We start from the raw sequence: 19,890 nt of genomic DNA, 5'->3' as shown, positions 1-19,890 counted from the left end.
CCGCGGATGCGGCCGACGACCAGCAACGCGAGGAGGGTGACCGCGAGCAGCAGCGTGGTGTCGGCCGCGGCGAGGAAGACCTGACCGCGATCGGTGAGCCCGAAGATGCTCACCGGCAACGTCTTCCAGGTCGCCGGATACACCATCACGGTGGCGCCCAGTTCGCCCATCGACAGCGCGATCGACAGGCCCGCGGCGGCGCCGAGCGCAGGCAGCAGGAGCGGCAGCGTGATCCGCAGCAGGACCCGGGTGGGACCGGCGCCGAGGGATTCGGCGGCCTGCCGGTAGGCGGGATCGAGGCGGTCCAGAGCCGCCGAGACGGTGCTGAACGTGAACGCCAGCACGAGGATCGTGTGCGCCAGGATGACGATCCACTTCGTTCCGCCGAGCAGGAGCGGCCGTGAGTTGAACGCGATCAGCAGACCCAGTCCGATCGCCACGGACGGGATCGCGATCGGCAGGTGGAAGACGGCGTCGGTGATGCGGCGCAACCACGTCGGCGCCTCACGCGCTGCCAGTGCCGCCCACGTCCCGACCACCAGTGCCAGTGCGCCTGCGACGAACGCCGTCTGCAGGCTGACGGTGAGACTGGCGAGGTTCTCGTCGGACAGTGCCGTCGCAAAGTTCCGGCCGCCGAGGTCCGACGGCAGTGGGCCCGTCCAGGACCCGGCCAGCGCGGCCGCGATCACGGTGGCGATGGGTGCCACGAACACGACGGTCACGACGACCGCGAACACACCCAGGATCAGGGCTCTAGACCTTCTCGTCCACAGCAGCACGGCTGCCTCCCGTCAGCGTGGCGAACACGAATCGGTATGTGCAGTACAGGGTCAGCGACAGCACCACCTGGACGGTGGCGATCACGGCCGCGCCCGGCAGGTCGAACGTGACGATGCCGCGCGTGTAGATCAGGACGGGCAGCGTCACCACGTCCTTGGCGCCCGTGAACAGGACGATGCCGAACTCGTTGAGGGTGAGCAGCAGCACCAGCGATCCACCCGCCAGCAGTGCGGGCCACGCCTCGGGCATCACCACGGTCCGGAGCACCCGCAGCGGCGACGCCCCGAGACTGGCGGCGACGTCGAGTTGTTCGCGGGGGATCTGGGTGAACGCGGCGAGCAGGGGACGGACGACGAACGGCGTGAAGAACGTGACCTCCGCGGCGATCACCCCGAGTGGGGTGCCGAGGAAGTTCAGCGGTCCGTCGGCGTCGCCGGTGATCCGCGCGATCAGCGCGTTCACTGCCCCGGCGGTGCCGTAGAGGAACGTGAACGCCAGCGTGATCAGGAACGACGGCAGCGACAGCACCGCGTCGATCAGCCGTCCCACGACCTTCGATCCCGTGAACGGGACGAACGCCAGGACGAGCGCGAGGAACGTGCCGACGATCACGCAGCCGAGGGTGGAGAGGGCGGCGATCTGCACCGTCCGCCACAGGGCTGTGCGGAACAGTTCCGAGCCGAGCACCCTGGACCAGTTGTCCAGACCCGAACCGGTCTCGGAGTCGAGGGATTCGGTGAGCACCCGCGCCATCGGGTAGACGGCGAATCCGAGTACGAGCAGCAGGGGTGGGAGCGTCCACGCGATGCCTCGCCACCGGAACGGCTCGCGGGAGAGCGGTGCCGTCGCGGCGGGCGGACGCTCGAGGGTCGCGGTCATGTCGCCGGTACCAGGACGCTGCCGTCGGACGGGAACTGCACGCCGACGACGGTGCCCGGACCACGCTGGTCGTGACCGGACACGTCCGCGTCCACCTGCACTCCCTCGAAATCGTCGACGGCGAGCGTGATCCGCGTGGTCGATCCCCGCCACACCGTCGAGACGATCCGCGCCGAGAACGAACCCCGCGCGCCGGGCGCCGTCAGCGTCACCGCGTGCGGGCGGACACACAGGAACGCGGGCAGGTCCGACTCCCACTCCACGTGCCCGATGTCGGGTTGCGGCGCGGTTGCAGTGACGGGAACGCCGCCGATCGACACGAGCGCCGACGTCCCGATCACCCGGGTGACGGTGCACGGCAGCAGGTTGGCGCCGCCGAGGAATTCCGCGGTGAAACTGCTCGGCGGCCACTTCCAGAGATTCTCGACGGTGTCGATGTCGGCGAGCCGGGAGTTACGCATGACGGCGATCCGGTCGGCCAGCGCCAGCGCCTCGCTCTGATCGTGCGTGACGTAGAGCATCGCAGTGTCGGGCAGGGCCGCACGCAGTCGCGAGAGCTCACCGAGCATGCTCTCGCGCAGTCGGGCGTCCAGCGCGGCGAGCGGTTCGTCGAGCAGCAGAACCGAGGGCCGGATCGCGAGGGCCCGCGCGATCGCGATCCGCTGCTGCTGTCCGCCCGACAGTTCGCGGGGCAGGCGCTTGCCGTAGGCGGACATGCCGACCATGTCGAGTGCCTCGGCCACCCGCGCGCCGATCTGCGCGCGCGGCACCCGTTGGGAGCGGAGGCCGAACGCGACGTTGTCGGCCACCCGCATGTGCGGAAACAGCGCGTAGGACTGCACGACGACGCCGATTCCCCGTTTCGCGGGTGGTAGGTCGGTGACGTCGCGGGATCCGAGCCGCACGGAACCCGAAGTGGGGCGGACGAATCCCGCGAGTGCCTTCAGTGCGGTCGACTTTCCGGAGCCGCTCGGGCCGAGCAGGGCCACCGTCTCACCGCGGCCGACGCGCAGGTTGAAGTCGATCAGGGCGTGAGTCACGCCCTTGCCGCGGCCGTAGCCGACGGTGACGCGGTCGAACGTGATGGCCGGCGCGGAGAAGTCGGTGACTCCGCGGACCGCAGTGGTGTGCGACGGCTGTGCCCGCCTGGCTGGAGTTCCCGACACGATCAGCTCCCGGTGGCCTTCTGGTACGCCGCGATGTCCGAATCGAGTTCGGTGAGTACGTCGTTCCAGTTCGGCGACCACACCTGCACCCCCTGCAGTGCTCGCGCCGGGGCGCTCTCGCCCGCGGTGGCGCGCACGTCTTCGCGGACCGACATGCCGAGCGCGTCGTCGGCGACCGTCTTCTGCGACTCCTCGGACAGCAGGAACTCCATCAATTGCCTGCCCTGCTCGCTGCGGGGCGCGCCCTTCGTCAGACCCATCACGTACGGCAGGGCGACGGTGGTGCGGGTGCCGTCGGCGGCGGCGGGGAAGAAGAGGTCGAATGTCGAACCGTCCTCGGCGATGGACGTGAGGTTCATCTGGACGTCACCGTTGGCGACGAGCAGTTCGCCGTTGCTGACCTTCGGCTGCAGCTTGCCGGTCGAGGACGACGGTCCCACGTTGTTGACCTGCAGCTTGGTGAGATAGTCGAGTGCGCCGTCCTTGCCCCTCAGGTGCTGCAGGAGCAGCAGCACCGCGGTGCCGTCGCCGGCCTGGCCGGGGGTCGAGTACTGGATCTTGCCCTTGAACTGGTCGGACAGCAGGTCGTCCCAGGTCCGGGGAGCAGGCGAGGCCGCCGGGTTGGCGATGAAGGACAGGTAGTTCTCGACGACGGGAACGAAGTGACCGGCCGCGTCCTTCTCCGCCGCGGGAACCGCGGAGGCGTCGACACCGCTCGGAACGAGCAGTCCCTGGGAGTCGGCCTTCTGGATGAACGGCGGCAGCGTGACGACGACGTCGGCCTGCGGGTTCGACTGTTCCTTCTCGAGGCGAGAGACGACTTCGCCGGATCCGGCCTCGACGAGGTTCACCGCGATCCCGGTCTGTGCGGTGAAGGCGTCGAAACGCGATTTGTACCAACCGGAGAGCCCGTCGGCGCTGTAGACGGTGACGGTGTCGGTGCCCGAACCGGCGGCGGTGCCGGTTCCGCCGCAGGCGGTTCCGAGGGTGAGGACGGTCGCGGCCAGGGCGGCGGCGGCGATCCGGGGGCGAAGACGCATGACGGGTTCCTAACGATGAGGGGGATTTCGAAACGGAGCTTGCCGTTTGGTCTAGACCAGTGGGCCACTGCGAGAAGAACGGCAGGTGAACAATTGGTATAGACCATTTTTCGGGTACGCTCGGCCGCATGAACGACGACAGCGGCGCGTCCGGGGAGTCCGCGTTGATCGACACTGCGGTGGCGCTGCGGTCGCTGTGCTGCGTCTGCGACGGCGAGGGGTGCGACTGGCTCACACCGCAATTCAGAGGGTGGACGACGTGATCGCGGTCGCGCGCAGAGTACGAGACACGGTGATACCCGCACCATGACGGAAACGCGGAACGTCCCCAAGTACTACCGGGTCCGCACCGAACTCGAGTCGATCCTCGCCGAACTCGAGGTGGGGGACGCGGTCCCTGCGGAGCGGGAACTGGCCCTGCGGTTCACGGTGTCCCGCGAGACGGTGCGGCAGGCCATCCACGAACTGCTGGTCGAGGGTCGCGTCGAACGTCGCGGCCGCGGCACCGTCGTCGCCAGCCCGAAGCTCGTGCAGCCGCTGTCGTTGCGGTCCTACACCGAGGGTGCGCTCAGTCAGGGCCGGGTGCCCGGGCGCGAACTGGTGACGTTCGAGGAACTCGGTGCCGACGCGGACCTCGCCGAGGCGCTCGGTCTCGCGTTCGGGGCGCCGGTGATCCACCTCGAACGCGTCCTGCTCGCGGACGACGAGAAGATCGGGCTCGAAAGCACCCATCTGCCCGCCGAACGGTTCGGGGAGATGGCGCGCAGGTTCGACCCGGGCACCTCGCTGTACGCGGCGATCCGCGAGACCGGCGTGGTGTTCGCGTCGGCGACCGAGCGGATCGAGACGGTGCTGGCCTCCCCGCGGGAGGCCGCGCTGCTCGACTCGACCACCGCGATGCCGATGCTGCGGCTCCATCGTGTCTCGCTCGACACCGACGGCGTCCCGATCGAACGGGTGCGTTCCCTCTACCGCGGCGACCGGATCGCCTTTCTCACCACACTGCGGGAGTGATGTCGACGCGCACGACGGGTCCGGGGGCGTCCGGGTCGTGCACGGGGCTAACCTGGTACCCATGTCTGTCYGCACAGCACTGAGCCCCGGAACCGTGTCGCCCGTCCTCGCCGTACCGGCGGGGATCGAGCGTCCCGAGTACGCGTGGAAGCCCACGGCGAAGGAAGGCAACGAGCCGTGGGTGCAGACCCCGGAGACCATCGAGGCCATGCGGGTGGCGAGCAAGATCGCGGCGCAGGCCCTGCAGGAGGCCGGTAAGGCGGTGGCGCCGGGTGTCACCACCGACGAGCTCGACCGCATCGCGCACGAGTACATGATCGATCACGGCGCCTACCCGTCGACGCTCGGATACAAGAGTTTCCCCAAGTCGTGCTGCACGTCGCTGAACGAGGTGATCTGCCACGGCATCCCCGACTCGACGGTGATCCAGGACGGCGACATCGTCAACATCGACGTCACCGCGTACATCGGCGGCGTGCACGGGGACACCAACGCCACGTTCCTCGCCGGGGACGTCGCCGAGGAGAACCGGTTGCTGGTGGAGCGGACCCACGAGGCGACGATGCGCGCCATCAAAGCCGTCAAGCCCGGCCGTGCGCTCAACGTCATCGGCCGCGTCATCGAGTCGTACGCGCACCGCTTCGGCTACGGCGTGGTCCGCGACTTCACCGGACACGGCATCGGCACCACCTTCCACAACGGCCTCGTCATCCTCCACTACGACGAGCCCTCCGTGGACACGGTCATCGAACCCGGCATGGTGTTCACGATCGAACCGATGATCAACCTCGGCGACATCGGCTGGGAGATCTGGGACGACGACTGGACCGTCGTCACCAAGGATCGCAAGTGGACGGCTCAGTTCGAGCACACCATCGTGGTCACCGAGACCGGCAACGAGATCCTCACCCTGCCTTGAGTGAGAGCCGGTGGAAGGGCGCCCTGCTCGTCGCCGGCACCACGTCCGACGCGGGCAAGAGTGTGCTCGTCGCGGGACTGTGCCGGATGCTCGCGCGGCGAGGTGTCCGGGTGGCGCCGTTCAAGGCGCAGAACATGTCGAACAACTCCGTCGTCACGCTGGACGGCGGCGAGATCGGCCGGGCGCAGGCGCTGCAGGCCGCGGCCTGCGGACTCGAGCCGAGTGTCCGCTTCAACCCCGTACTGCTGAAACCGGGGAGCGACCGCACGTCGCAATTGGTGGTGCGCGGCCGCGCGGTCACGTCCGTCGGAGCCCGCGACTACATCGAGCACCGGCAGCACCTGCGTGCGGTGGTCGCCGAGGAACTGGCGTCGCTGCGCGCCGACTACGACGTCGTGATCTGTGAGGGAGCGGGCTCACCCGCCGAGATCAACCTGCGAGCCACCGACCTCGCCAACATGGGGCTCGCCCGGGCCGCGGGCCTGCCGGTGATCGTCGTCGGCGACATCGACCGCGGTGGAGTGCTCGCCCACCTGTTCGGCACCGTGGCGGTCCTGGAACCGGACGACCAGGCGTTGATCGCGGGATTCGTGATCAACAAGTTCCGCGGCGACGTGTCGTTGCTGGGGCCGGGCCTCGAGCAGTTGACGGCCGTGACGGGACGCCCGACGCTCGGGGTGATTCCCTTCGCCGAGGACCTGTGGCTCGACGCGGAGGATTCGCTCGGTGTGGTGGGGGACGCCCCGGTCGGACGTCCGGCGCCACCGATCGGCGACGACTGGCTGCGGGTGGCCGCGATCCGCCTGCCCCGCATCTCCAATTCGACGGACGTCGAGGCGCTCGCGTGCGAACCCGGGGTGTCGGTGCGCTGGGTCACCGATCCGTCGCGGCTGGAGGACGCCGACCTGATCGTCCTGCCCGGCAGCAAGTCGACCGTGTCGGATCTGGAGTGGTTGCGCCGCAACGGCATCGCGGATGCGATCGCCGCGCACGCGAAACGCGGCGGTCCGGTGCTCGGCGTGTGTGGCGGCTACCAGATGCTCGGGTCCGTGATCGTCGACGACGTCGAATCCGGCCGGGGTGCGGTGCCCGGTCTCGGACTGCTCGACCTCGAGGTGGAGTTCGCCCCGGACAAGGTGCTCGCGCAGGTGCGCGGCAACGCCCACGGAGTTCCGGTGTCCGGGTATGAGATCCATCACGGCCGGGTGCGGCGCAACGGCGACGAGCCCCTGCTCCACGCGAGCAGCGGCGCCGCGGAAGGCAGTATCCGCGGCGCCGTGTACGGCACGCACTGGCACGGACTGCTGGAGACCGACCGTTTCCGCCGGCTCCTGCTGGACGACGTGGCCGATCACGCGGGGAGAACCGGTTTCGTCACCGCACCCGACACGGATGTCGCCGCGATCCGGACCGCTCAACTCGATCTGCTGGCGGATCTGGTGGAGCAGAACCTCGATCTCCGTGCCCTGGAGGACCTCCTCGGCGCGGGTGCCCCGGAAGGCCTTCCGGCCATCGCGTCGACCCTGGTGCGTTAGGCCGTCGCGCGGCGGACGAGCGCCCACGCCGCGATGATCCCCGCGGCCGCGGCCAGTGCCGGCAGCCACACCATCGGCACCGACCGGGGCGCGGCGGCGAACCAGTGGCCGATGTCCGGCCACTGGTTCTGCCACGTGATCACGAACGCGGCGGCGCCTGCGGCGAGGAGAGTGCCGACGCCGAGCGTGAAGAGCCCCACCACCCGCCACCGGTGATGCAGTGCGCCCAGGAACATTCCGGCCGCCGCGGTCAGTGACAGGAAGGCGAAGTAGGCGGCCAGTTGTATGACCGGGTCGGACGTGAAGTAGTTGGGTATCGCGAACATCCGCATCCCCACACCCCAGCCGCCGGTGGCCTCCTCGATCAGCGACAGTCCGTAGAGCATTACCCCGAACACGAAGACCTGGACGGCGGCGACGATCAGGGTGGCCGCGAAATAGTCGCGTCGGGTGACGCTCATCCCCAGTGCGAACGGGAACGTCTGTGTCATGGCCTGCAGGTAGAACGCGAGAGCGAACCCGAACAGCGAGAAGACGCCGCCGGTGAAGTTGGTGTCGCTGCCGGTGTCGCCCACCATCGCGAAGATGGCCGCACCGATCGTGAACGACGCGACCAGCACGCCCAGTGGCCACGCGACGAGCAGGGGCCAGGCGACGGTGTGGATGCGGGAGACGGTCAGGACCCGGTTCGTCATCGTGCGTCCTCCTTGGTGGCCGTGGTGCTGCGGACCACGAGTTGCTGAAGGCTGAGCGGCTCGAAATGCAGGCCTTCGTCGACCGCCCGGTCCCGTTCGGAATCCGACAGGGTGGTCTGCACGGTTGCCCGTTCGTGATTACCCAGCGATTCACGGTGCAGGACAGTCTTGTTCGAGGTGAAGTCGGCGACGAGCGAAGCCAGGCCGGAGACGACGACGGCGCCTTCGCGCAGCGCGTCGGTGTCCTCGTCGAGGATGATCCGTCCCTTGTCGATCAGGATCACGTGTTCGATCAGGTCGCTGACCTCGTCGATGAGGTGTGTGGAGAGCACGACCGTGCGCGGGTGTTCGGCGTAGTCGGCGAGAAGCCGGTCGTAGAAGAGGTGCCGTGCCACCGCGTCGAGCCCGAGATACGGCTCGTCGAACAGGGTGAGCGGTGCGCGGGAGGCGAGACCGACCGTCACGCCGAGCGCGGACGTCATGCCCCGCGACAGCTTCTTCACCTTGCGGCACAGCGGAAGATCGAAATCCTCCAGAAGTGTCTGTGCGAACTCCTCATTCCAGTGGGGGAGCAGGTGCCGTGCGGTCGCGAGGACGTGCCCGACCTTGAAGTCGTCCGGGTACTTCTGGCTCTCCTTGACGAAGCACACGGCGGTGAGTGCCCGGGAATTCTCGTGCGGAGCCTGACCGAAGATCTCGACCGTGCCCGAAGTCTGGAACTCCTGGCCGGTGAGGATCTGCATGAGCGTGGTCTTGCCGGCGCCGTTGCGGCCGAGGAGGCCGTAGATCTTGTTCTCCTGCAGGGAGAAGTCGATCCCGTCGAGTGCGACGAAGTCGCCGAATCGCTTGCCGAGGCCCCGCGCCGAGGCGACCGTCTTCGTGTCGAATGCTGTGCCGATCATCGTGCTCCCTCCCGTTGGTCGAGCATGGTCTTGAGTTCGGCGATGCTGACGCCGAGTTTGTCCGCCTCGGTGACGAGCGGGTCGATGAACTGGCGCGCGAACCGCTCGCGTCGCCGGAAGCGCAGCGCGTTCCGGGCGCCGGAGGTGACGAACATTCCGATTCCCCTCTTCTTGTAGAGGATCCCGTCGGCGACGAGCTGATTCAGCCCCTTGGCTGCGGTCGCCGGGTTGATCCGGTGGAACGCGGCGAGCTCGTTGGTGGACGGCACCTGGCCTTCTTCGGGAAGGGTTCCGTCGATGATCGAGTTCTCGATGAGTTCTGCGATCTGCTGGAACAGCGGTCTGCCGTTGTCGATCATCGACGCCCGCCTCGTCGGTTGATCGGTTCATTACTCATGTAATGAACCATAGAACCAGGGAGGTCCGAGCGCAAGACGTCCCCGATCGCGTAGTTTTTAGCCCATGGAACTGACGCACGTGGCGGTGGGAAATGGAACCTGCACGGTCCGCATCGACGGACCGGAGAGCAAACACACCGTTCTCCTACTGCCGGGGGCCGGCGACGGACCGGATGTCTACGAGGGCGTCTGCGAGCGCCTGCACAATTCCGATCTGCGCACGATCGTGCCCGAGGACATCGCCGGTCTCGACGAGACGACGATCATGGCTCTGCTCGACGAACTGAAGGTCGGGTGGGTCAACCTCGTCGGCAGCCGCGAAGGAGCCGAACTGGCGTGGTCGCTGGCGGCTCGCCAGTTCGGACGCTTCGCCAGCCTCGTGGTGGCCGACCGGGGGCATCCGGCGGCACCCGACGCCGCCGGTGCGGTGCGCGGATCCGACTGCCCGCCGGTCGAACTCCCCACGACCGTGATGGTCGGCAGCCCCGACCGGCGTGCCGAGGCGGACGCGAGCGGCCGCTTCGTCTACTCCGACTTCCGCGTCGTACAACTCGACGACGTCACCAACGTCCCGGCCGCGGCGGCGGCGGAGCTGGCCACCGAGATCGTCCTCCGTACCAGCCCCTGGTAGATCCCGGCCCCACGCCGAGCGCAACCGTGCTCAGCGTGGGGCGTACATGATGACGGCCATGCCCAGCAGACAGATCAGGGCGCCCGAGACGTCCCAGCGGTCCGGGCGGAAACCGTCCGCCACCATGCCCCAGATCAGCGAGCCCGCGACGAACACCCCGCCGTACGCGGCGAGGATGCGGCCGAAGTGGGCGTCCGGCTGCATCGTCGCGACGAACCCGTACGCACCGAGCGCCGCCACACCGGCGCCGATCCAGATCCAGCCCCGGTGCGCGCGGACGCCCTGCCACACCAGCCACGCGCCGCCGATCTCGAACAGCGCCGCGACGGCGAACAGCGCGACGGACTTGGCGACCGTCACTCGGGCGGCAGCTCGAGGCCGAGGAGAGCGTTCTCGACGACCTCGGGCAGCGCCGGGTGGATCCAGTACTGTCCCCGCGCCATCTGCTGCGCCGTCARCCCGAAGCTCATCGCCTGGATCAGCGGCTGGATCACCGTGGGCGCCTGGGCGCCGATCACGTGCGCACCGAGCAGACGCCCGGTGCCGCGTTCGGCGATGACCTTGCACAGCCCCTCGTCGTCCTCCATCGCCCACCCGTAGGCGACGTCGCCGTACGCCTGCACCTTCACCGTGATGTCCCAGCCCGCCTCCCGGGCCTCGGCCTCGGTCAGCCCGACGTGCGCGATCTGCGGGTCGGTGAACACGGCGGCGGGTACGAACCGGTGGTCCGCGGCGCGCAGACCCGACGTGTCCTTCCCCGCGTCCTGCAGGAGATTGTGCTGAACCACTCGCGCCTCGTGGTTGGCGACGTGCTTGAGCTGGTACGGCGAGGAGACGTCACCGAGCGCGAAAACGCCTTCGGCACTGGTCCGTTGGTAGTCGTCGACCACGACGCGTCCCTCGTCGTCGAGGTCGATGCCACCGGCGGCGGCCCCGATGGCGTCGCCGTTCGACTGCCGCCCGGTCGCCACCAGGAGAACGTCACCCGAGACGACGGTGCAGTCCTCGAGTTCGACCGCGACGCCGTCACCGTCGCGGCGCACAGCCGCGACGGCGCTGCCGCGATGCACGTCCCATTTCTTCTGGGCGAGATCCGTGAACCGGCGCGAAACGTCCTCGTCGAGGTGCCGCAGCAGGTGGGAGCTGCGCGCGATCAGCGACACCCGGGTGCCGAGCGCGGAGAACACGTGCGCGAACTCGGCGGCGATGTATCCCGCACCGATGATCACCATGCGCTCGGGCAGCTCCGGCAACCGCATGATGTCGTCGTTCGTGTAGTACCGCACACCGGATTCCCGGACCACATCGGGAATGATCGGCCGGGACCCGGCCGCGATCACCACCTGGTCGGCCGTGACGACCTCCCCGGTACCGGTGTCGAGGGTCCGTGGGCCCACGAACGTCGCGTGCCCGCGGAACAGCGTGGTGTTCGGGCTGTCCTCGGCGCGGTAGCGCTCCCCGCCTGCCGAGATCGGGTCGATTCGGCCGAAGACCCGTTTGACGATGTCCGGCCAGCGCACCCCCTCGAGCTCCGCGTCGACGCCGTACTTCGCGGAATTGCCGACCGTGCGGGCCACCTCCGCGGCGTAGACGAACATCTTCGTCGGGATGCAACCCACGTTCAGGCACGTCCCGCCGAAGATGCCTTCCTCCAGGATCGCGACCGTCTTGTCGGCGAAGCGTTCGTCGGGCAGCGAGTTTCCGGACCCCGAACCGATGATCGCCAGATCGAAATGTGTCATCGGTTGGCCTCCGCCGCGTTGTGGCCGTGCAACCAGTCGAGCCACAGGTCCACTTCGGCGAACGCCTCCGCCCGGGGCTTGTCGGCGGACAGGAACACGTCGTGCCGGGCGCCCGCGATGGGCACGATCGTGGTGCGGTCACCGAGGCACCCCGCCCAGCGGGCGATCTGCCGGACGTCGAGGACGGCGTCGGCCGTGTCCACCCTGGGGTCGTACCGCGGCGCGAAGTACGACGCCTTGGACCGGAGGATCAGGGCCGGAACCCCGATGTCGAGACCGCGGTGCAACTGGGCGTGCCCACGGCGCACCGCACGCAACCACCCGAACGTCACCGGGAAACCGCTCAGCGGCTTCCAGTCGAGGTTGTAGTTCCAGATACCGTTGCCCTCCACGTGCAGGCTCACGCCGTACGTGTCGAGCCCGGTCTTCGGGATGATCGACTTGCGTTTGACGCGCCCGAGCGCATCGACGGYCACCGTCCCCACGTTCCGCAGGTACGACGGACCCTGCAGGTCGAACCACGGGCTGTTGAGGATGACCCCGCTGATGCCGAGTGCCGCGGTGCCGCCCGGCTTGCGCTGCAGGCGGTGCAGCCACAGTGGCAGAACCAGACCGCCCGTCGAATGCGCGACCAGCAGGACCTCCCCGTCACCGGTCTGTCCCCGGACCTGGCGCAACGACTCGTTCAGCTCGGCGTCGTACAGCGTCAGATCGGAGACGAAGTGCGGCGTCTGGCCGGGTTCGAGCGAGCGGCCGCACTTGCGCAGATCGAGCGCGAAGAAGGCGTAACCCTGTTCGGCGAAGTGCTCCGCCAGGTGCTTCTGGAAGAAGTAGTCGGTGAATCCGTGAACGTAGAGTACGGCGCGGCCGGTCTTCTTCGTCTCCTGCGCGGGCTGGTAGCGGATCAGCGTCGCCTTCACCTCGCCCTCGCCGTCCGGGTCGGTGCCGAGAGGAATGGTCAGCTGCTGATATCCGTCGCCGAGAACGTCGGGAGCCCATGTAGTCACAGATCACAATCTAATGTGCGATTCGGGGGCGCGGGGAGGCGCACAATTGGGGCAGGTGATTCTCGCTCATACGCGCGGGTAACCTATCCGGCGAACACGGCAGGCGTATGCGCGTACGGCTATGGACAAGGAAGTCGATACTCCAGTGTCAGATCAGAATGCGGTAGAGACGAAAACGGATGTAGTGCTGGTTGGCGCGGGCATCATGAGCGCGACGCTGGGAGCGATCCTGCGTCAGGTGCAGCCCGATTGGTCGATCACCACATTCGAGCGGCTCGACGCAGTAGCCGCCGAGAGCAGCGACCCGTGGAACAACGCGGGCACCGGCCACTCCGCGCTGTGTGAGCTCAATTACACCCCGCAGAACGCCGACGGCACCGTGGACATCACGAAGGCCGTCAACGTGAACGAGCAGTTCCAGGTGTCGCGGCAGTTCTGGGCGCACGGTGTCGAGAGCGGTGTGCTCACGCACCCCAAGGAGTTCATCAACCCCATCCCGCACGTGAGCTTCGTGCACGGCGAGGCCAACGCGAAGTACCTGCGGGCCCGCTACGACGCCCTCGCCGGTCACCCCCTGTTCGCGGGCATGGAGTACATCGACGCACCCGACGAGTTCACCCGTCGCCTGCCGTTGATGGCGAAGGGCCGCGACTTCAGCGATCCCGTCGCACTCAACTGGACCCAGGACGGCACCGACGTCGACTTCGGCGCCCTGACCAAGCAGCTCCTCGGTTACGTCGGCGCATCCGGCGGCGTCGTCCACTTCGGGCACGAGGTCACCGACCTCACCAAGCAGTCCGACGGCAGCTGGGTGGTCAAGGTCACCAACCGCCGCAACGGTGTGAAGAAGGTCGTGCGCGCGAAGTTCGTGTTCGTCGGCGCCGGTGGCGGTGCGCTGCACCTGCTGCAGAAGTCCGGCATCGAGGAGGCCAGGGGCTTCGGCGGGTTCCCCGTCAGCGGCGCGTTCCTGCGCTGCACCAACCCGGAGCTCATCGACCAGCACCGCGCCAAGGTCTACGGCAAGGCCGCCGTCGGCGCGCCGCCCATGTCGGTTCCGCACCTCGACACCCGCGTGATCGGCAACAAGCCCGGACTGCTGTTCGGGCCGTACGCCGGCTGGTCGCCCAAGTTCCTCAAGCAGGGCCGCGTCACCGACCTGCCCAGCTCGGTCAAGCCGAACAACCTGCTCTCGATGCTCGGTGTCGGCGTCAGCGAACTCGGTCTCGTCAAGTACCTGATCAGTGAGCTCGCGATGTCCGAGGCCGGCCGGATCGAGACCCTGCGGGAGTTCGTCCCGAAGGCGCTCGGCAAGGACTGGGAACTGATCACCGCGGGCCAGCGCGTCCAGGTCATCCGTCGAGCCAAGGGCAAGGGCGGCGTTCTCGAGTTCGGCACCGCCGTCGTCAACGCCGCTGACGGCACCATCGCGGGCCTGCTCGGCGCGTCGCCGGGTGCGTCGACCGCGGTGCCCGCCATGCTCGACGTGCTGCAGCGCTGCTTCCCGACCCAGTACGAGTCGTGGAAGCCGAAGCTCCAGGAAATGGTGCCGTCGCTGGGCGTGAAGCTCTCCGACGACACCGCGCTGTTCTCGCAGGTGTGGGACTGGACGTCGAAGGTGCTCCAGCTCGACACCAGCAAGGTGGAGGACGCGTCGGTCGCGGTCTGACGCACCGACCGGCCCGGGTTCGCGGGCGYGCACACTTGCCGGTGCTGTGCGATAGTTGCCTGTCATGACGGCAACTGCAGCACTCAAGCGTTCGTGGGCACTCGATCTCGACAACAAGACGCTCTACGAGTTGCTCAAGCTTCGCGTAGAGGTCTTCGTCGTCGAGCAGGCGTGCCCGTACCCGGAACTCGACGGCCGTGATCTGCTGGCCGAGACCCGCCACTTCTGGCTGGAGCAGGACGGTCAGGTGGTCTGCACTCTCCGCCTCCTCGAGGAGCACGCCGACGGCACCACGTCGTTCCGCATCGGTCGGCTGTGCACGTCGCGGCCGGCGCGCGGGCAGGGGCACACGACGCGTCTGCTGCGCGCCGCGCTCGCCGAGGTCGGCGACGCGCCGTGCCGCATCAACGCGCAGACGTATCTGGTGGACATGTACGCCAAGCACGGTTTCAAGCCGGACGGCGAAGAGTTCGTCGAGGACGGCATCCCGCACGTCCCCATGCGGCGCGGCGGCGGTGTCGCGTACGAGGCGGCGGAGGCGGCCCCGTCGAGCGCCGCGCAGTGAGCGCCGACTAGGGTCGTCAGGTGAATGTCCGCGGGGAAGTCCTGTTCGAATCAGGCGCGGTCCCGCCACTGTGACGGATCTCTGACCGGCTGCCACCACCCTGGTTGCCGATCCGGTCTCCCAGCCAGATTGCCGCGGCGTTCGTACCGGCCAAAGCTCTCGGCGAGGAAACCGGGACGTGAAGGGATGCAGCGTGCGTACGGATCGTGAAGTGGACCAGGTTCGACCCGACTTTTCGTGGGGATTCCCGTTCAGTGCGGTGGTCGGTCAGGACCGGTTGCGCCTCGCCCTCATCCTCTGCGCGGTCCACCCCGGTATCGGCGGTGTTCTCGTCCGCGGTGAGAAGGGGACGGCCAAGTCGACGGTGGTCCGTGCTCTCACCGCACTGCTGCCCGCGGTGCACGACGAGAACGGGACGCGCCCGGCGCGACTGATCGAACTGCCGGTCGGAGCCACGGAGGACCGCGTCGTCGGTTCCCTCGATCTCGAGAAGGTCCTGCGCGACGGTGAGCGCGCGTTCCAACCCGGGCTGCTGTCGGCCGCCCATCAGGGTGTCCTGTACGTCGACGAGGTCAATCTTCTGCACGACCATCTGGTCGACGTGCTCCTCGACGCGGCGGCGATGGGCCGCGTTCACATCGAGCGTGACGGCATCTCGCACTCGCACGCCGCCCGATTCGTGCTGGTCGGCACGATGAACCCGGAGGAGGGCGAGCTCCGGCCGCAGCTCCTCGACCGGTTCGGGCTGGCCGTCGACGTCGCCGCGTCGCGGGAGGTGGACGTGCGCATGGAGGTGGTCCGGCGGCGCCTCGACTTCGAGCGTGACCCGGCACGGTTCGCCGAGCGCTACGCCGAGCAGGACGCCGCCCTGGCGGCCGCCATCCTCGAGGCCCGCGACCGGCTCGACTCCGTCGAGCTCGACGACGTCGAGTTGCGCCGAATCTCTTCTCTCTGTGCGTCGTTCGACGTGGACGGCATGCGCGCCGATCTCGTCCTCGCCCGGACCGCGACCGCGCACGCCGCATGGCGGGGCGCAGGCGCCGTCACGGCGGAGGACGTGCGGGTCGCCGCCGAGCTGACCTTGCCGCACCGCCGCCGCCGGGATCCGTTCGACGAACCCGGCCTCGATGAACAGCAGCTCGACGACGCTCTCCGTCAGGCCGACGAAGACGCCAGGTCCGGTGCCGAGGAACCGCCGGAGCAGGAGCCGGGAACTCCGCCCGGCACCCCGCCCGGACCGGACGGCGGGGACACCGACCCCGAGGGGCCCGACGATCCCGACGGGCCCGGAGGCGGCGCTCCGGCACCCCCGGAACGCCCGGCGGGACCGACCGGCACCCAGTTCACCACCAAGCTCCTCGAGGTACCCGGAGTCGGCGAGGGCGCGCCGGGCCGGCGTTCCCGTTCGCGCTCGTCCCGCGGTCGCGCGGTGCGCTCCACCGCCGAACAGGGGCACGGACTCCACCTGGTGGGCACGCTCTTCGCCGCCGCTGAGCGGCAGGTTGCCCGCGGCCGGAGCGCCGGCCGGATGATCCTGGACTCCGCCGATCTGCGCGGGGCGATTCGCGAGGGCCGCGAGGGCAACCTCGTGGTGTTCGTCGTGGACGCGTCCGGGTCGATGGCGGCCCGTGACCGATTGTCCGCCGTGACCGGTGCCGTCGTCTCACTGCTGCGCGACGCCTACCAGCGCCGCGACAAGGTGGCGGTGATCACGGTTCGTGGACGAGCCGCGGAACTGGTTCTGCCGCCCACGTCCTCGGTGGACATCGCCGTCCGTCGCCTGCGCGGAATGAAGACGGGCGGCAAATCCCCACTGGCAGAAGGATTCCTGCGCGCGCGTGAGGTCGTGCTGCGGGAACGTCTCCGCGATCCGCAGCGCCGCGCCCTCGTCGTCGCACTGACCGACGGGCGGGCGACGGGCGGCAAGGACGCACTGCACCGGGCCAAGGTGGCCGCGGGACTGCTCGCCAACAGCTCGGTCGCGTCGGTGGTCGTCGACTGCGAGACCGGCGTGGTCCGGCTCGGGCTGGCCGCGGAGCTGGCCCGCCGGCTGCGGGGCGGCTACGTGCGCCTCGGTGAATTGTCCGCGCAGCAGGTCGCGGGCGTCGTCCGCGCCGCGGCGTGATCCGGACGCGGCTTCGGTAGGGGAGAGAGAAGACACATGCCCAAGGGTGTTCCCGAGAACGTTCCGAACGACGGCCTCACCACACGTCAACGACGCAACGCTCCCGTGCTCGCGGTCCACACCGGACCGGGCAAGGGGAAGTCGACGGCGGCATTCGGCATGGCGCTGCGTGCCTGGAATCAGGGATTCGACGTCGGGGTGTTCCAGTTCGTCAAGAGCGCCAAGTGGAAGGTGGGGGAGGAGGCAGCCTTCCGCGCCCTCGGCCAGCTGCACGAGGACACCGGTGTCGGTGGGTCGGTGCAGTGGCACAAGATGGGCGAGGGCTGGTCGTGGACGCGCAAGCACGGCAGCGAGGAAGACCACGCCGCCGCGGCCGCCGAAGGATGGCGCGAGATCGCCCGCCGGCTGGGGGCCGAGGAACACCGGTTCTACGTGCTGGACGAGTTCACCTATCCCCTGAAGTGGGGGTGGGTGGACGTCGACGAGGTGGTCGAGGTCCTGCAGAACCGGCCCGGCAACCAGCACGTGGTGATCACGGGCCGCGACGCCCCGCAGGCACTGATCGACGCCGCGGATCTGGTGACGGAGATGACCAAGATCAAGCACCCGATGGACGCCGGCCGGAAGGGCCAGCGGGGCATCGAGTGGTGACCACGCTCCCCGCGGCGCCGGCGGTGGTCATCGCCGCTCCCGCATCGGGCAGCGGAAAAACCACTGTCGCAACCGGTTTGGTGGGAGCGCTCCGTGAGTCGGGCTGCACGGTGGCACCGTTCAAGGTCGGCCCCGACTACATCGACCCCGGATATCACGGGCTCGCGGCCGGACGTCCGGGACGCAATCTCGACCCGGTCATGGTGGGCGCGCAGCGGATCGCCCCGCTGTACCGGCACGGCAGTTCGGGATGCGACCTCGCGGTCGTCGAGGGCGTCATGGGCCTGTTCGACGGCAAGATCGACGCCGCGTCGCAGGAACCGTCGGCCGAGGGATCGACGGCCCAGGTGGCGGCACTGCTCGGCGCCCCGGTCGTGCTCGTGGTCGACGCCCGCGGGCACAGCCAGAGCCTGGCCGCGGTCCTGCACGGCTTCTCCACCTACGACACCGGGGTCCGCATCGGCGGTGTGATTCTCAACCGGGTGGGAAGCCCGCGGCACGAACAGGTGCTGCGACAGGCATGCGAGCGCGTCGGGCTCCCCGTGCTCGGTGCCGTGCCGCGGATGGCCGAACTGGAGGTCCCGTCCCGCCACCTCGGGCTGATCCCGGCGGCGGAGCACGGGGCCGACGCGGTGGCCGCCGTCGACGCGATGACCCGATTGGCCGCCCGCCACCTCGACCTGCCTGCCATCCGCGCGCTCGCGTCGTCGGCGGTAGACGGGCCGGTGTGGGACCCCGCCGCCGAGGTCGGGCCGATTCTCCCCGGCCCGCGCCCGGTCGTGGCGATCGCCGGGGGCCGGGCGTTCACGTTCGGGTACGCCGAACACCGCGAACTCCTCGGCGCCGCCGGTGCGGACGTGATCACGTTCGACYCCCTGCACGACGCGTTGCCGCCCGGTACGAGCGGTGTGGTGCTGCCCGGTGGCTTCCCCGAGGAGCACGCCGTCGCGCTCGCGGAAAACTCCGCGCTCCTGACGCAGATCCGCGAACTCGCCACGGCGGGGGCGCCGATCCATGCGGAGTGCGCCGGTCTGCTCTACCTCGCCCGCAGTCTCGACGGGCACGCGATGGCCTCCGTGGTCGGGGTCGACGCCTCGTTCGGGTCCCGTCTCACGCTCGGGTACCGCGAGGCGGTGGYGGTGACGGACTCCATCCTCTTCGCGGCGGGTGAGCGGGTGGTCGGCCACGAGTTCCATCGCACGTCGCTCGCTGCGGCCGAGGCGGACGGCTTCGCGCCGGCCTGGGGCTGGCGGCCCTGGGACGGCGACCCTGCGCGCGAGGGTTTCGTCCGCGGCGGCGTGCACGCCTCGTACCTGCACACGCACCCTGCGGGTCACCCGGAGGCGATCACCCGTTTCGTGGCCGCGGCCCGCACCTTCGCCGCGCATGGGTGACGTCTGCGTCGGCGTCGGATTCCGCGCGGCAGCGAGGAGCACGGACATCCTCGCCGCCGTCCGGCACGTGCTGACGTCCGCGAACCCGGGTCCGGACGCGACACTGGACTGCCTGTGCACCCTCGACCGGAAGGCCGCGGAGCCGGCTGTCCGGGATGCGGCAGCAGCGTTGGGTGTCGCCGTCCGCGGATTCGCCGCGGGGGAACTGGCCGCCGTCGAGGTGGCGAACCCGTCGGACCGCGTGCACTCGGCGACGGGATCGCCGAGCGTCGCAGAAGCGGCGGCGGTGCTCGGAGCGGGCGGCGGGCCCTTGATCGTGACCAAGTGGTCCGCGAATGGCGTTGTCGTCGCGGCAGCCCGTAAAGTTTCGTAGGTTCGAGACGAGACGTGCAGGATTTTCAGGAGAAACGGGGAGAGCGCGTGACTGCTGCCACCGGAGACGAGACCAACTACCTGGTCGGACTCAATTTGGCCGATCGTCGTGTGGTCGTGGTCGGTGGCGGAACAGTGGCACAGCGCAGGCTCGGGCTCCTGATCGCATCGGGTGCGCGGGTGCACCTGATCAGCCGCGCGGTCACGCCGGCGGTCGAGGGAATGGCCACCGCGGGACAGATCACACTGGACCTTCGCGAATACCGGGACGGCGACCTCGCCGACGCCTGGTACGCCATCGCGTGCACAGACGAACCGGACACCAACGCGGCGATCGTCGCCGAGGCCGAGCGGAATCGTGTCTTCTGCGTCCGAGCCGACAACGCCCGCTACGGCACCGCCGTCACAC

At 69.1% G+C, this 19,890-nt stretch carries 22 protein-coding genes; 12 read left to right on the top strand and 10 right to left on the bottom strand.

Annotated features, from left to right (window positions below; translation table 11 throughout):
- The 4 genes from AC1D1G_RS26300 to AC1D1G_RS26285 all read right to left on the bottom strand — a co-directional run.
- A partial coding sequence (locus tag AC1D1G_RS26300; RefSeq protein WP_477954285.1) for an ABC transporter permease occupies window positions 1-779 on the bottom strand: 779 nt, incomplete at its 3' end.
- Window positions 754-1,659, bottom strand: coding sequence for a 2-aminoethylphosphonate ABC transporter permease subunit (locus tag AC1D1G_RS26295; protein WP_283334777.1), 906 nt, complete (start codon window positions 1,657-1,659; stop codon window positions 754-756). The genes AC1D1G_RS26300 and AC1D1G_RS26295, both read right to left, overlap by 26 nt.
- Window positions 1,656-2,825 (bottom strand): ABC transporter ATP-binding protein, encoded by a 1,170-nt coding sequence (locus AC1D1G_RS26290; RefSeq protein ID WP_283334776.1) that lies wholly within the window; start codon window positions 2,823-2,825, stop codon window positions 1,656-1,658. The genes AC1D1G_RS26295 and AC1D1G_RS26290 overlap by 4 nt, the downstream gene beginning before the upstream one ends.
- A 2-nt stretch (window positions 2,826-2,827) precedes the next feature.
- On the bottom strand, window positions 2,828-3,865 hold the full coding sequence (locus tag AC1D1G_RS26285; protein ID WP_477954283.1) for a 2-aminoethylphosphonate ABC transporter substrate-binding protein: 1,038 nt from the start codon (window positions 3,863-3,865) through the stop codon (window positions 2,828-2,830).
- A gap of 128 nt (window positions 3,866-3,993) precedes the next feature.
- Here AC1D1G_RS26285 and AC1D1G_RS26280 point away from each other — a divergent pair, with 128 nt between their 5' ends.
- From AC1D1G_RS26280 to AC1D1G_RS26265, 4 genes are all read left to right on the top strand, one after another.
- Window positions 3,994-4,128 (top strand): hypothetical protein, encoded by a 135-nt coding sequence (locus tag AC1D1G_RS26280; protein ID WP_280784611.1) that lies wholly within the window; start codon window positions 3,994-3,996, stop codon window positions 4,126-4,128.
- Between the two features lie 43 nt (window positions 4,129-4,171).
- The gene (locus AC1D1G_RS26275; protein WP_105419360.1) at window positions 4,172-4,879 is read left to right on the top strand and encodes a GntR family transcriptional regulator; all 708 of its coding nucleotides are present in this window, start codon (window positions 4,172-4,174) and stop codon (window positions 4,877-4,879) included.
- 61 nt (window positions 4,880-4,940) lie between these two features.
- Complete coding sequence (map, locus tag AC1D1G_RS26270) at window positions 4,941-5,798, top strand: type I methionyl aminopeptidase (RefSeq protein WP_477954280.1); 858 nt, start codon at window positions 4,941-4,943, stop codon at window positions 5,796-5,798.
- Window positions 5,795-7,333, top strand: a complete 1,539-nt coding sequence (locus tag AC1D1G_RS26265) for a cobyric acid synthase (RefSeq protein ID WP_283334774.1) — start codon at window positions 5,795-5,797, stop codon at window positions 7,331-7,333. Before map ends, AC1D1G_RS26265 begins: the two co-directional genes overlap by 4 nt.
- On the opposite strand, the gene AC1D1G_RS26260 is transcribed toward AC1D1G_RS26265, so the two are convergent.
- From AC1D1G_RS26260 to AC1D1G_RS26250, 3 genes are read right to left on the bottom strand one after another with little or no spacing between them, the layout of a single operon-like run.
- Window positions 7,330-8,028, bottom strand: a complete 699-nt coding sequence (locus AC1D1G_RS26260) for an ABC transporter permease (protein WP_477954278.1) — start codon at window positions 8,026-8,028, stop codon at window positions 7,330-7,332. The genes AC1D1G_RS26265 and AC1D1G_RS26260 overlap by 4 nt on opposite strands.
- Complete coding sequence (locus AC1D1G_RS26255) at window positions 8,025-8,930, bottom strand: ABC transporter ATP-binding protein (protein ID WP_477954276.1); 906 nt, start codon at window positions 8,928-8,930, stop codon at window positions 8,025-8,027. Before AC1D1G_RS26255 ends, AC1D1G_RS26260 begins: the two co-directional genes overlap by 4 nt.
- Window positions 8,927-9,289 (bottom strand): GntR family transcriptional regulator, encoded by a 363-nt coding sequence (locus AC1D1G_RS26250; protein ID WP_005259287.1) that lies wholly within the window; start codon window positions 9,287-9,289, stop codon window positions 8,927-8,929. Before AC1D1G_RS26250 ends, AC1D1G_RS26255 begins: the two co-directional genes overlap by 4 nt.
- A 103-nt stretch (window positions 9,290-9,392) precedes the next feature.
- On the opposite strand from AC1D1G_RS26250, the gene AC1D1G_RS26245 reads away from it, so the two are divergent.
- A complete protein-coding gene (locus tag AC1D1G_RS26245) occupies window positions 9,393-9,959 on the top strand; it encodes an alpha/beta fold hydrolase (protein WP_477954274.1) in 567 nt (188 codons plus the stop codon).
- A 30-nt stretch (window positions 9,960-9,989) separates the two neighbouring features.
- Here the strand turns inward: AC1D1G_RS26245 and AC1D1G_RS26240 are convergent, their stop codons facing one another.
- The 3 genes from AC1D1G_RS26240 to AC1D1G_RS26230 are packed head-to-tail and all read right to left on the bottom strand — an operon-like array spanning window position 9,990 to window position 12,708.
- Window positions 9,990-10,319: a YnfA family protein gene (locus tag AC1D1G_RS26240; RefSeq protein WP_280784616.1), complete on the bottom strand. Its 330-nt coding sequence runs from the start codon at window positions 10,317-10,319 to the stop codon at window positions 9,990-9,992.
- Window positions 10,316-11,701, bottom strand: a complete 1,386-nt coding sequence (gene mtr / locus AC1D1G_RS26235; protein WP_477954273.1) for a mycothione reductase — start codon at window positions 11,699-11,701, stop codon at window positions 10,316-10,318. Before mtr ends, AC1D1G_RS26240 begins: the two co-directional genes overlap by 4 nt.
- The gene (locus AC1D1G_RS26230) at window positions 11,698-12,708 is read right to left on the bottom strand and encodes an alpha/beta hydrolase (RefSeq protein WP_477954272.1); all 1,011 of its coding nucleotides are present in this window, start codon (window positions 12,706-12,708) and stop codon (window positions 11,698-11,700) included. The genes mtr and AC1D1G_RS26230 overlap by 4 nt, the downstream gene beginning before the upstream one ends.
- Window positions 12,709-12,829: 121 nt before the next feature.
- Here AC1D1G_RS26230 and mqo point away from each other — a divergent pair, with 121 nt between their 5' ends.
- The 7 genes from mqo to AC1D1G_RS26195 form a co-directional block, all read left to right on the top strand.
- On the top strand, window positions 12,830-14,374 hold the full coding sequence (mqo, locus tag AC1D1G_RS26225) for a malate dehydrogenase (quinone) (RefSeq protein ID WP_477954271.1): 1,545 nt from the start codon (window positions 12,830-12,832) through the stop codon (window positions 14,372-14,374).
- A gap of 64 nt (window positions 14,375-14,438) precedes the next feature.
- Window positions 14,439-14,939: a GNAT family N-acetyltransferase gene (locus AC1D1G_RS26220; RefSeq protein WP_317571361.1), complete on the top strand. Its 501-nt coding sequence runs from the start codon at window positions 14,439-14,441 to the stop codon at window positions 14,937-14,939.
- A 211-nt stretch (window positions 14,940-15,150) separates the two neighbouring features.
- Window positions 15,151-17,064 carry a magnesium chelatase subunit D family protein gene (locus AC1D1G_RS26215; RefSeq protein WP_477954270.1) on the top strand — a complete coding sequence of 638 codons (1,914 nt, stop codon included), beginning with the start codon at window positions 15,151-15,153 and terminating at the stop codon, window positions 17,062-17,064.
- Between the two features lie 36 nt (window positions 17,065-17,100).
- Window positions 17,101-17,715 (top strand): cob(I)yrinic acid a,c-diamide adenosyltransferase, encoded by a 615-nt coding sequence (cobO, locus tag AC1D1G_RS26210; protein WP_009479778.1) that lies wholly within the window; start codon window positions 17,101-17,103, stop codon window positions 17,713-17,715.
- A complete protein-coding gene (locus AC1D1G_RS26205; RefSeq protein WP_477954268.1) occupies window positions 17,709-19,109 on the top strand; it encodes a cobyrinate a,c-diamide synthase in 1,401 nt (466 codons plus the stop codon). The genes cobO and AC1D1G_RS26205 overlap by 7 nt, the downstream gene beginning before the upstream one ends.
- The gene (locus AC1D1G_RS26200) at window positions 19,102-19,482 is read left to right on the top strand and encodes a cobalamin biosynthesis protein (RefSeq protein ID WP_477954266.1); all 381 of its coding nucleotides are present in this window, start codon (window positions 19,102-19,104) and stop codon (window positions 19,480-19,482) included. Before AC1D1G_RS26205 ends, AC1D1G_RS26200 begins: the two co-directional genes overlap by 8 nt.
- Window positions 19,483-19,529: 47 nt before the next feature.
- The coding region (locus AC1D1G_RS26195; protein WP_477954264.1) for a precorrin-2 dehydrogenase/sirohydrochlorin ferrochelatase family protein at window positions 19,530-19,890 on the top strand (361 nt) is incomplete at its 3' end.

This window comes from Rhodococcus sp. P3_B8, from assembly GCF_056402775.1.
The sequence above is the reverse complement of the archived record's forward strand: the minus strand, read 5'-3'. Positions and strand labels throughout refer to the sequence as shown.